The sequence below is a fragment of the Cupriavidus sp. CP313 genome (assembly GCF_054072015.1).
This window is the reverse complement of sequence record NZ_JBSVZB010000021.1, coordinates 123,785-135,137: the sequence shown is the minus strand read 5'-3', so window position 1 is coordinate 135,137 and position 11,353 is coordinate 123,785. Positions and strand designations below refer to the sequence as shown.

Genomic DNA, 11,353 nt, shown 5'->3' with positions numbered 1-11,353 from the left:
ATGTTATTGGCTCTGGCCCAGTGGCTGCAAAACGACTACAGCTTCCTCCGGGTCGTCAACTACCTGACTTTCCGCGCGGTGATGGCCAACCTCACCGCGCTTCTGATCGGGCTGGCGTTCGGTCCGTGGGTGATCCGCAAGCTGACCGAGCTGAAGGTCGGCCAGGCGGTGCGCACCATCGGCCCGCAGACCCACCTGGTCAAGGCCGGCACGCCGACCATGGGCGGCGTGCTGGTGCTGGTCTCGATCGCGGTGTCGACGCTGCTGTGGTGCGACTGGGGCAACCGTTTCATCTGGGTGGTGATGCTGGTCACCTTCGGCTACGGCGCCATCGGCTGGGTCGACGACTACCGCAAGGTGGTGTATCGCGACCCCCGCGGCATGTCGAGCCGCGAGAAATTTTTCTGGCAGACGCTGATCGGCCTGGTGGCCGCGGTCTACCTGGCGTTCTCGGTGTCGGAAAGCAGCAACGTGAAGGTGTGGGACCTGTTCCTGAGCTGGGTCGAGGGCGGGCTGTCGCTGGACATGCCGTACAAGTCCAACCTGATCGTGCCTTTCTTCAAGGAGGTCAGCTACCCGCTGGGCGTGGCCGGCTTCATCGTGCTGACCTACCTGGTGATCGTGGGCTCGAGCAACGCCGTCAACCTGACCGACGGCCTGGACGGGCTGGTGATCATGCCGGTGGTGCTGGTCGGCAGCGGGCTGGGTGTGTTTGCGTACGTGATGGGCAGTTCGGTCTACAGCAAGTACCTGTTGTTCCCGCATATCCCGGGCGCGGGCGAGCTGCTGATCTTCTGCTCGGCGATGGCCGGGGCGGGGCTGGCCTTCCTCTGGTTCAACGCGCACCCGGCGCAGGTCTTCATGGGCGACGTCGGCGCGCTGGCGCTGGGCGGCGCGCTGGGCACGGTGGCGGTGATCGTGCGCCAGGAGATCGTGCTGTTCGTGATGGGCGGCATCTTCGTGGTGGAAACACTGTCGGTGATGGCGCAGGTCACGTGGTTCAAGATCACCAAGCGCCGCTATGGCGAAGGCAGGCGGCTCTTCAGGATGGCGCCGCTGCACCACCATTTCGAGCTGAGTGGCTGGAAGGAAACCCAGGTCACGGTGCGCTTCTGGATCATCACCATGCTGCTGGTGCTGATCGGGTTGTCGACACTGAAGTTGCGTTAAGCGCTGCGCTGAAATCGGCGCACCCTATATAGATACAGGAAATCAAAGGCAGGAAATCGAAGTGTTTGGCGAGCTGCAAAAACCTCATGTGCTGGTACTGGGCCTCGGTGAGTCGGGCCTGGCCATGGCGCGCTGGTGTGGCCTGAACGGCTGCGCGGTGCGCGTGGCAGACACGCGCGAGGCGCCCGCCAACCTTGTCTTCCTGCAGGCCGAGCTGACTTCGGCCGAGTTCGTCGGCGGCCCGTTTGCCGACAGCCTGCTCGACGGCATCGGCCTGGTGGCGATCAGCCCGGGCCTGTCGCCGCTGGAAGCCGGCACCGGCGCGCTGCTGGCCGCGGCGCAGGCGCGCGGCATCCCGGTGTGGGGCGAGATCGAACTGTTCGTGCGCGCGCTGCGCCACCTGGAAGCCGAGTCCGGCTACGCGCCGAAGATCCTGGCGATCACCGGCACCAACGGCAAGACCACCACCACCGCGCTGACCGGCCGGCTGGTGGAGCGCGCCGGCAAGAGCGTGGCGGTGGCGGGCAATATCAGCCCGTCGGCGCTGGACAAGCTGTCGGCCTGCATCGCCTCGGCGTCGCTGCCGGAGGTGTGGGTGCTTGAGCTGTCCAGCTTCCAGCTGGAAACCACGCACACGCTGGCGCCCGCCGCGGCCACCGTGCTCAACGTCACCCAGGACCACCTGGACTGGCATGGCTCGATGGAAGCCTATGCCGCGTCCAAGGCGCGCATCTTCGGGCCGGCTGGCAGCGAATGCGTGCAGGTGCTCAACCGCAACGACCGCCTGACCATGGACATGGCGCGGCCCGGGCGCTCGCCGCTGACTTTCGGCACCGACTTGCCGGAAACGCCGGGCAGCTTCGGCATCCTGCGCGAGGGCGGCATGCCCTGGCTGGTGCTGGCCGAACCCGATCCGGATGCGGAAGGGGAGGGCAAGCCGCGCCGCCGCAAGGCCGCCGAGGTGGTCCAGGCAGCCGTGCCGGTGCGCCACAAGCGCCTGATGCCGGCCGACGCGCTGCATATCCGCGGCATGCACAACGCCACCAACGCGATGGCCGCGCTGGCGCTGTGCCGTGCCATCGACCTGCCGATGAACGCACTGCTGCACGGCCTGCGCGAATACCGCGGCGAGCCGCACCGCGTGGAGTGGGTTGCCACCATCGACGACGTTGAGTATTTCGACGACAGCAAGGGCACCAACGTCGGCGCCACCGTGGCCGCGCTGTCGGGGCTGGACAAGCGCGTGGTGCTGATCGCCGGTGGCGAAGGCAAGGGCCAGGATTTCTCGCCGCTGGCCGCGCCGGTGGCGCAGTACGCACGCGCGGTGGTGCTGATCGGCCGCGCCGCGGGTGAGCTGCGCGATGCATTGCAGGGCAGCGGTGCCAGCCTGGTCGACGCCACCACGCTGGAAGAGGCCGTGACGAAGGCTGCCGAACTGGCCGAGAACGGCGATGTGGTGCTGCTGTCGCCGGCGTGCGCCAGCCTCGACATGTTCCGCAACTACGTGCACCGCGCCGAGGTATTCCGCGGCGCGGTGGAAGAACTGGCGCTGTCCCGGGGGATCCTGCCATGAGCGAAGCACAGGTCAAGCGCAGCGGCTTTATCGGCGCCACCATCGGCAATGCCTGGGGTGGCCTGCGCGACGCCGTGTCGGGCGTCAAGCCGACCCGCTCGCGCATGATGGAGTACGACCAGCCCATGCTGTGGGTGTCGATCGTGCTGCTTGCGCTCGGCCTGGTGATGGTCTATTCGGCCTCGATCGCGCTGCCGGACTCGCCGCGCTACGCCAACTACCGCGAAAGCCACTTCCTGATGCGCCATGCGTTCGCGCTGGGGATCGGGCTGTCGGTCGGGCTGGCCGCGTTCCAGATCCCGGTCAAGGTGTGGGACCGTTACGCGCCCAAGCTCTTTATCCTCGCGCTGATCCTGCTGGTGATCGTGCTGGTGCCATTCATTGGCAAGGGCGTGAACGGCGCACGGCGCTGGATTCCGCTGGGCGTGATGAACTTCCAGCCGTCCGAGCTGATGAAGCTGGCGGTGGTGCTGTACGCCGCCAACTACACCGTGCGCAAGCAGGAGTGGATGCAGACCGTGTCCAAGGGCTTCCTGCCGATGGGCGTGGCGGTGGTGGTGGTGGGCATGCTGCTGCTGCTGGAACCCGACATGGGCGCGTTCCTGGTGATCGCCGCGGTGGCGATGGGCATCCTGTTCCTGGGCGGCATCAACGGCAAGCTGTTCGCCGGCCTGGTCGGCGTGGCGGTGGGCGCGTTCGCGCTGCTGATCACCGCGTCGCCCTGGCGGCGCGAGCGGATCTTTGCCTACCTGAACCCGTGGGAAGAGAGCAACGCGCTGGGCAAGGCCTACCAGCTGACGCACTCGCTGATCGCCTTCGGCCGCGGCGAATGGACCGGCGTGGGGCTGGGCGGCAGCATCGAGAAGCTGCACTACCTGCCTGAGGCGCATACCGACTTCATCCTGGCGGTGATCGGCGAGGAATTCGGCTTTATCGGCGTGCTGGTGGTGATCGTGCTGTTCTACTGGCTGGTGCGCCGCGCCTTCAATATCGGCCGCACCGCGCTGCAGCTGGACCGCACCTTTGCCGGCCTGGTGGCCAAGGGCATCGGCGTGTGGATCGGCTGGCAGACCTTTATCAATATGGGTGTGAACCTGGGCCTGCTGCCGACCAAGGGGCTGACGCTGCCGCTGGTCAGCTATGGCGGCTCGGGGATTTTGATGAACTGCGTGGCGTTGGCGATTCTCTTGCGGATCGACTACGAAAATCGAGTATTGATGCGCGGAGGGAAGGTATGACCACCCTGCATCAGACCTCGATGCTCGATATCCCGCATGTGGGTGAAGCCACGCGCGGCGCGTGCGATCACAATCGCGGACTTGTGCGCGGAGGCCAGGCATGACCGCACCGCGCACCTTGCTCGTGATGGCCGGCGGCACCGGGGGACATGTGTTCCCGGGGCTGGCGGTCGCGCAGGCGCTGCGTGAGCAGGGCTGGAAAGTGGTCTGGCTGGGCAACCGCACCGGCATGGAAGCCACGCTGGTGCCGAAGCACGACATCCCGATGGAGTTCATCCAGTTCGGGGGGCTGCGCGGCAAGGGCCTGGTGACCAAGTTCCTGCTGCCGCTGAACCTGCTGCGCGCGTTCTGGCAGAGCATAGTCGCGCTGCGCCGGGTGCGCCCGAGCGTGGTGCTGGGCATGGGCGGCTATATCACCTTCCCGGCCGGCATGATGGCGTCGCTGCTGGGGCGGCCGCTGGTGCTGCACGAGCAGAACTCGATCGCCGGTCTGGCCAATAAAGTGCTGGCCAAGGTGGCCGACCGCGTGCTGTGCGCGTTCCCGGACACGCTGCCCGGCGGCGAATGGACCGGCAACCCGGTGCGCGAGGAACTGGCGCACCTGGACGCGCCCGAAGCGCGCTATGACCAGCGCAGCGGCCCGCTGCGCATCCTGGTGGTGGGCGGCAGCCTGGGCGCTGCGGCGTTGAACGAGGTGGTACCCAAGGCCATCGCGCTGCTGCCCGAGGGCGAGCGCCCGGTGGTCACGCATCAGGCGGGCGCGAAGCAGATCGACACGCTGCGCGCCAACTACGCGGCCGCGCGGGTGCCCGCGCAGACCCTGCCGTTTATCGACGACATGGCGCGCGCTTACGCCGATGCGGACCTGGTGATCTGCCGCGCCGGCGCGATGACGGTGTCGGAAGTGGCTGCCGCCGGCGTGGCGGCGATGTTCGTGCCCTTCCCGCATGCGGTGGACGACCACCAGACCACCAACGCGGAATTTTTGTCGAAGCAGGGCGCGGCCCTGCTGGTGCAGCAGAAAGACCTGACGGCCGAGGGGCTGGCGCAAACCATCGCCAGCCTGACCCGGCCGCAGCTGAAAGACATGGCGCGCCTGGCGCGCGGACTGGCCAAGCCTGAGGCAACCCGGCGCGTCGCCGAGATTTGCAGTCAGCTGGCCAGGGACTGAAGCCTAATTAAGCAGCAATCGAATGAAGCATATCGTCAAAAACATCCACTTCGTGGGCATCGGCGGCGCCGGCATGAGCGGCATCGCCGAGGTCCTGCTGAACCTGGGATACAAGGTCTCGGGCTCGGACGTGGGCAACAATGCCGCCACGCGGCGCCTGGCCTCGCTGGGCGCCACGGTCATGCACGGGCATGACGCGGCCAACGTGACCGGCGCCAACGCGGTGGTGGTGTCGACCGCCGTCAGCGGCGACAACCCCGAAGTGCTGGCCGCCCGCAGCAAGCGCATCCCGGTGGTGCCGCGCGCGGTGATGCTGGCCGAACTGATGCGCCTGAAGCAGGGCGTGGCCATCGCCGGCACGCACGGCAAGACCACCACCACCAGCCTGGTGGCGTCGGTGCTGGCCGAAGGCGGGCTCGACCCGACCTTCGTGATCGGCGGCCGCCTGAACTCGGCCGGCGCCAACGCGCGCCTGGGCACGGGCGACTTCATCGTGGCCGAGGCCGACGAGTCGGACGCATCGTTCCTGAACCTGTTCCCGGTCATCGAGGTCATCACCAATATCGATGCCGACCACATGGACACCTACGGGCATGACTTTGCCCGGCTCAAGCAGGCGTTTGTCGAGTTCACCCAGCGGCTGCCGTTCTACGGCATCGCGGTGCTGTGCGTGGATGACCCCAACGTGCGCGAGATCCTGCCGTTCGTGTCCAAGCCGGTGGTGCGCTACGGCTTTGCCGAGGATGCCCAGATCCGCGCCGTGGACGCGCGCGCGGTCGACGGCCAGATGCACTTCACCGTGCAGCGCCAGCTCAACGGCCATGCCGAGCCGCCGCTGGAGATCGTGCTGAACCTGCCCGGCGTGCACAACGTGCAGAACGCGCTGGCGGCGATCGCCATTGCCACCGAGCTGGAGGTGCCCGATGCCGCCATCGTCAAGGCGCTGCGCGAGTTCCACGGTGTGGGCCGCCGCTTCCAGCGCTACGGCGAGGTGGCCACGCCCGACGGCGCCGGCACCTTCACCCTGGTGGACGACTACGGCCACCACCCGGTGGAGATGGCGGCCACGCTGGCCGCCGCGCGCGGCGCGTTCCCGGGGCGCCGCCTGGTGCTGGCGTTCCAGCCGCACCGCTTTACCCGTACGCGGGATTGCTTTGAGGACTTCGTCAAAGTGCTGGGCACCGTCGATGCCCTGCTGCTGGCCGAGGTCTACGCCGCCGGCGAAGCCCCGATCGTGGCCGCCGACGGCCGTGCGCTGACCCGCGCGCTGCGCGTGGCCGGCAAGGTCGAACCTGTTTTCGTGGAGCTGATGGAAGAAATGCCGCAGGCCATCCTGAATGCCGTCCGGCCGGGCGATGTGGTCGTGACGATGGGCGCGGGCTCGATCGGGGCCGTGCCGGGGCAGCTGGTGTCGCACCAGCAATCGACGCAATCGACGCAGGGAGGCCAGGCATGAGCTTCGTCGCCCATCCCAATATCGATCCCAAGTCGCTGGGCAAGGTCGGCGTGCTGCTGGGCGGACGCTCGGCCGAACGCGAGATCTCGCTGATGTCCGGCAACGGCGTGCTGGCCGCGCTGCAGTCGCGCGGCGTGGACGCGCACGGCTTCGACCCGGGCCTGCAGGGCGTGGCCGAGCTGGCCGCGGCCGGCTTTGACCGCGTCTTTATCGCACTGCACGGCCGCTACGGCGAGGATGGCACGATCCAGGGCCTGCTCGAGCAGCTGGGCGTGCCGTACACCGGCAGCGGCGTGCTGGCTTCGGCCATGGCCATGGACAAGCAGGCCACCAAGCGCCTGTGGATGACCCACGACCTGGCCACGCCGCGCTTTGCCATGCTGCATGCCGACACTGACTTTGATGCCGTGGCGGCCGACCTGGACCTGCCGCTGATCGTCAAGCCGGCGCGCGAGGGCTCGTCGATCGGCCTGACCAAGGTCACTGCCGCCGACCAGATGCGCGCGGCGTTCGAGAAGGCCGCGGCGCTGGACAACGACGTCATTGCCGAGACCTTTATCGACGGCGCCGAGCTGACCTGCCCGATCGTGGGCGAGGGCGACAGCGCCGAAGCGCTGCCGGTGATCCGCATTGTTGCGCCCGAAGCCAACTACGACTATCAAAATAAGTACTTTACTGACGATACCCAGTACTTGTGCCCGTCGGGCCTGGACCCTGAAGTCGAACGCGAGGTCCGGGCACTGGCGGTGCAGTCCTACCGCGTGCTGGGATGCCGCGGCTGGGCGCGCGCCGACCTGATGCTGCGCGCCGACGGCAAGCCTTTCCTGCTCGAGATGAATACCTCGCCCGGCATGACCGGCCATTCGCTGGTGCCGATGGCGGCGCGCGCGGTCGGCATCAGCTACGAGGACTTCGTGATGCAGGTGGTGGCTGCCGCAACGCTGGACCTGCATCCCAACGAGCATTGGAAACCCGAATAACGCAACCGAACAGGACCGCACCGGACCATGTGGCATAACGCACGCCTGCTCAACCTGATCGCCTCCGCGCTGTACGCGCTGGTGGTGCTGATGGCGCTCGCGGCAGGCCTGCTGTGGCTGGCGCAGCGGCCGGTGTTCGCCATCACCCATGTGGAGATCGGCCCGCTGGACGGCGGCGCCCTGCGCCACGTGAACGCGCCCAGCGTGCGCGCCAGCGCGCTGGGCAAGCTGACCGGCAATTTCTTCACGCTGGACCTGAACGCGGCCCGGCAGGCATTCGAGTCGGTGCCGTGGGTGCGGCGGGCCAGCGTGCGGCGCGAATGGCCCAACGGCCTGGCGGTCGAGGTCGAGGAACACGAGGCACTGGGCACCTGGGGCACGCCCGACAGCGGCCGCCTGATCAACACCTATGGCGAGGTCTTTGTCGCCAACACCGCCGAGGCGGAAGAAGACGCACAGCTGCTGGCGCTGGACGGGCCGCCGGACAGCGAGGGCGACGTGATCGAGAAGCTCGAGGTCATGCGCCAGTGGTTCAAGCCGCTCAAGGCCGAGCCGCTGGCGGTGGCCCTGTCTGGCCGCTATGCCTGGCGCGCGAAGCTGTCCAACGGCATGGAGGTCGAACTGGGCCGCGAGCAGAACGATGAGGATCGCGTGGCGATGGACCAGCGGGTCCGGCGCTTCGTCGCGGCCTGGCCGCAGGTCACCCAGCAATGGGGCAGCCAGATCGAGTATGCCGACCTGCGTTATCCCAACGGCTTTGCCATCCGCGCCGCCAATGCCCGCTTCCTGACCGAGGCGCAGATCGCAGCGGCGGTCAGGGCAGAGAGGGCGGCGAAGGCAGCGAAGGCGGCCAAGCCGGCGCCGGCGGCAGCAGCGGTTTCAGGTACTTCCAACAACAATCCGACGCGACTGAAGAGCAAGAACGCGGAGAAAACCCGATGAGCAAGGAATACAAGGACCTGTTGGTCGGTCTGGATATCGGCACCTCGAAGGTGGCGGCGGTGGTGGCAGAACTGCGCCCCGACGGCAGCTATGAGGTGATCGGGATGGGCCAGTCAGAGTCCAAGGGTCTGAAGAAAGGGGTCGTGGTCAATATCGAGGCCACCGTGCAGTCCATCCAGAAGGCGCTGGAAGAGGCCGAGCTGATGGCCGACTGCAAGATTTCGGAGGTCTTCACCGGCATTGCCGGCAGCCACATCCGCAGCTTCAACTCCAGCGGCATGGTGGCGATCAAGGACAAGGAGGTCACGCAGACCGACGTGGCGCGCGTGATCGAGACCGCCAAGGCGGTCAATATCCCGACCGACCAGCAGATCCTGCACATCCTGACGCAGGAATTCATCATCGACGGCCAGGAAGACGTGCGCGAGCCCATCGGCATGAGCGGCATCCGCCTGGAAGTGAAGGTGCATATCGTCACCGGCGCAGTCAGCGCCGCGCAGAACATCGTCAAGTGCGTGCGCCGCTGCGGCCTGGAAGTGCACGACCTGATCCTGCAGCCGCTGGCTTCCAGCCTGGCGGTGCTGACCGAGGACGAGAAGGAACTGGGCGTGGTGCTGGTCGACATCGGCGGCGGCACCACCGACATCGCCATCTTCAGCGAAGGCGCGATCCGGCATACGGCCGTGATCCCCATCGCCGGCGACCAGATCACCAACGACATTGCGATGGCGCTGCGCACGCCGACGCCCGACGCCGAGGACATCAAGATCCAGTACGGCATCGCCAAGCAGGCGATCGCCGACCCGGACGACATGATCGAGGTGCCCGGCGTGGGCGACCGTGGCACGCGCACGCTCAGCCGCCAGGCGCTGGCCGCGGTGATCGAGCCGCGCATCGAAGAGCTGTACTCGCTGGTGCACCAGGTGGTGCGCGAGTCGGGCTATGAAGAACTGTTGTCGTCCGGCGTGGTCATCACCGGTGGCACCGCGATGATGCCGGGCATGGTCGAGCTGGGCGAGGACATCTTCCTCAAGCCCGTGCGCGTGGGCGTGCCGGAGTACCGCGGCAACCTGCACGAGGTGGTGAAGAGCCCGCGCTACGCGACCGTGATGGGCCTGCTGCTGGAAGGCCGCGTGCAACGCATGCGCGGACGCAAGGTGGCTGTGCAGAGCGGCTCGGTCAAGCAGGTTTGGACCCGCATGAAGGAATGGTTTGTCGGCAATTTCTGATCAATGCGGAAATTGACGCGCTGACGATGCAACGGCGCGCAGGCAGGGCGGTCTACCGGACAGGCCTGCGTGCCGGATGGAAGTTTTCTGATTTTCTTTTTTTGGTTTCTTGTTCAGAAACCAGGGGTTGCGGCGGGGAGGCTGCATCGTCTGGGGACTGATTTTTCTCGGAGGCAGTGATGGACTTTGACATGATCGAAACGGAAGTGCAGGACGGCACCATCATCAAGGTGGTCGGCGTGGGCGGCGCGGGCGGTAACGCCGTGCAGCACATGATCAGCCGCGGCGTGCAAGGCGTCGAATTCATCTGCATGAACACCGATGCCCAGGCGCTCAAGCGTTCGAGCGCTTCGCGCGTGCTGCAACTTGGCAATACGGGCCTGGGCGCTGGCGCCAAGCCGGAAGTCGGCCGCGGTTGCGCCGACCAGGCCCGCGAGCAGATTGCCGACTCGCTGCGCGGCGCGCACATGGTCTTCATCACTGCCGGCATGGGCGGCGGCACCGGCACGGGCGCTGCCCCCATCGTGGCGCAGGTGGCCAAGGAAATGGGCATCCTGACGGTCGGCGTAGTCAGCAAGCCGTTCGAGTTCGAAGGCGCACGCCGCGCCAAGGTGGCCGAACATGGTTCGAGCGAGCTGGAGTCGTCGGTCGACTCGCTGATCGTGGTGCTCAACGAGAAGCTGTTCGAAGTGATGGGCGACGACGCCGAGATGGACAAGTGCTTCCAGTGCGCCGACGACGTGCTGCACAACGCGGTGGCCGGCATTGCCGAGATCATCAACGTTGACGGCCTGGTGAACGTCGACTTCGAAGACGTGAAGACGGTGATGGGCGAGCAGGGCAAGGCCATGATGGGGACGGCCACCGTGTCGGGCGTTGACCGCGCCCGCCTGGCAGCCGAGCAGGCCGTTGCCAGCCCGCTGCTGGAAGGCGTGGACCTGTCCGGCGCGCGCGGCGTGCTGGTCAACATCACCGCCAGCCGTTCGCTGAAGCTGTCGGAAACCAAGGAAGTCATGAACACCATCCGCAGCTACGCCGCGGAAGATGCGACCGTGATCTTCGGTACGGTGTACGACGACTCGATGAGCGATGCGCTGCGCGTGACGGTGGTGGCCACGGGCCTGGGCCGCTCGGCCAAGAAGCAACAGCCGATGACCCTGCTCAAGACCGGCACGGACAACATGCCGGTGCAGATGATGGCCAACATGACCGCCGCCGCGGCCACGCACAGCTCGCCGGACTACAGCAACCTGGATACGCCGGCAGTGTGGCGCAGCTCGCGTGAGTCGGCGTCGGCCCACGTGGCGGCGCTGCAGGAAAAGGGTGTGGATACGTACGACATCCCGGCCTTCCTGCGCAAGCAGGCAGACTGAGCCCTGCCTGGCGCGGCATCGGTGCCTCCACCGGCCGCCTGACGGAACGCGTCGCCTTGTCGCGATGCACGTGCGCTCCCCATCCGCGCGTGCCTTGCATGGACTGACGTGAACCGCCGGGCCGCTGGCGGCGCCGCGCCTGCGCCGGACTGAGCTTCACCCGCATCCCGTCGCCGGGACGGGCGTGCCGCTGGCCGCCTCCCCGGACTGGTTTCCCGCCT

Annotated in this window: 9 protein-coding genes; all 9 read left to right on the top strand. The window is 67.1% G+C overall.

From position 1 onward, the window contains the following. The 9 genes from mraY to ftsZ all read left to right on the top strand — a co-directional run bounded on the left by mraY (window position 1) and on the right by ftsZ (window position 11,132). Window positions 1-1,170, top strand: coding sequence for a phospho-N-acetylmuramoyl-pentapeptide-transferase (mraY, locus tag ACW4E8_RS26035; RefSeq protein ID WP_456807152.1), 1,170 nt, complete (start codon window positions 1-3; stop codon window positions 1,168-1,170). Window positions 1,171-1,231: 61 nt separating this feature from the next. Next, entirely contained in the window at window positions 1,232-2,743 is a 1,512-nt protein-coding gene (gene murD, locus ACW4E8_RS26030) for a UDP-N-acetylmuramoyl-L-alanine--D-glutamate ligase (protein WP_456807151.1), read from the top strand. Further along, window positions 2,740-3,981, top strand: coding sequence for a putative lipid II flippase FtsW (gene ftsW, locus ACW4E8_RS26025; RefSeq protein ID WP_456807150.1), 1,242 nt, complete (start codon window positions 2,740-2,742; stop codon window positions 3,979-3,981). The genes murD and ftsW overlap by 4 nt, the downstream gene beginning before the upstream one ends. A 100-nt stretch (window positions 3,982-4,081) precedes the next feature. Beyond that, window positions 4,082-5,152 (top strand): undecaprenyldiphospho-muramoylpentapeptide beta-N-acetylglucosaminyltransferase, encoded by a 1,071-nt coding sequence (murG, locus tag ACW4E8_RS26020; protein ID WP_456807149.1) that lies wholly within the window; start codon window positions 4,082-4,084, stop codon window positions 5,150-5,152. Between the two features lie 22 nt (window positions 5,153-5,174). Continuing rightward, window positions 5,175-6,608 carry a UDP-N-acetylmuramate--L-alanine ligase gene (murC, locus tag ACW4E8_RS26015; RefSeq protein WP_456807148.1) on the top strand — a complete coding sequence of 478 codons (1,434 nt, stop codon included), beginning with the start codon at window positions 5,175-5,177 and terminating at the stop codon, window positions 6,606-6,608. Further along, window positions 6,605-7,588, top strand: a complete 984-nt coding sequence (locus ACW4E8_RS26010; protein ID WP_456807147.1) for a D-alanine--D-alanine ligase — start codon at window positions 6,605-6,607, stop codon at window positions 7,586-7,588. The genes murC and ACW4E8_RS26010 overlap by 4 nt, the downstream gene beginning before the upstream one ends. Window positions 7,589-7,615: 27 nt before the next feature. Continuing rightward, window positions 7,616-8,530, top strand: coding sequence for a cell division protein FtsQ/DivIB (locus ACW4E8_RS26005; RefSeq protein ID WP_456807146.1), 915 nt, complete (start codon window positions 7,616-7,618; stop codon window positions 8,528-8,530). Further along, window positions 8,527-9,759: a cell division protein FtsA gene (gene ftsA / locus ACW4E8_RS26000; RefSeq protein WP_010814765.1), complete on the top strand. Its 1,233-nt coding sequence runs from the start codon at window positions 8,527-8,529 to the stop codon at window positions 9,757-9,759. The genes ACW4E8_RS26005 and ftsA overlap by 4 nt, the downstream gene beginning before the upstream one ends. 179 nt (window positions 9,760-9,938) lie before the next feature. Beyond that, window positions 9,939-11,132: a cell division protein FtsZ gene (gene ftsZ, locus ACW4E8_RS25995; protein WP_456807145.1), complete on the top strand. Its 1,194-nt coding sequence runs from the start codon at window positions 9,939-9,941 to the stop codon at window positions 11,130-11,132. The last annotated feature ends 221 nt before the right edge of the window (window positions 11,133-11,353 follow it).

Coding starts and splice junctions, on each gene's coding strand:
- mraY (WP_456807152.1), top strand. CDS start 1: ATGTTATTGGCTCTGGCCCAGTGGCTGCAAAACGACTACAGCTTCCTC.
- ftsW (WP_456807150.1), top strand. CDS start 2,740: ATGAGCGAAGCACAGGTCAAGCGCAGCGGCTTTATCGGCGCCACCATC.
- murG (WP_456807149.1), top strand. CDS start 4,082: ATGACCGCACCGCGCACCTTGCTCGTGATGGCCGGCGGCACCGGGGGA.
- murC (WP_456807148.1), top strand. CDS start 5,175: ATGAAGCATATCGTCAAAAACATCCACTTCGTGGGCATCGGCGGCGCC.
- ACW4E8_RS26010 (WP_456807147.1), top strand. CDS start 6,605: ATGAGCTTCGTCGCCCATCCCAATATCGATCCCAAGTCGCTGGGCAAG.
- ACW4E8_RS26005 (WP_456807146.1), top strand. CDS start 7,616: ATGTGGCATAACGCACGCCTGCTCAACCTGATCGCCTCCGCGCTGTAC.
- ftsA (WP_010814765.1), top strand. CDS start 8,527: ATGAGCAAGGAATACAAGGACCTGTTGGTCGGTCTGGATATCGGCACC.
- ftsZ (WP_456807145.1), top strand. CDS start 9,939: ATGGACTTTGACATGATCGAAACGGAAGTGCAGGACGGCACCATCATC.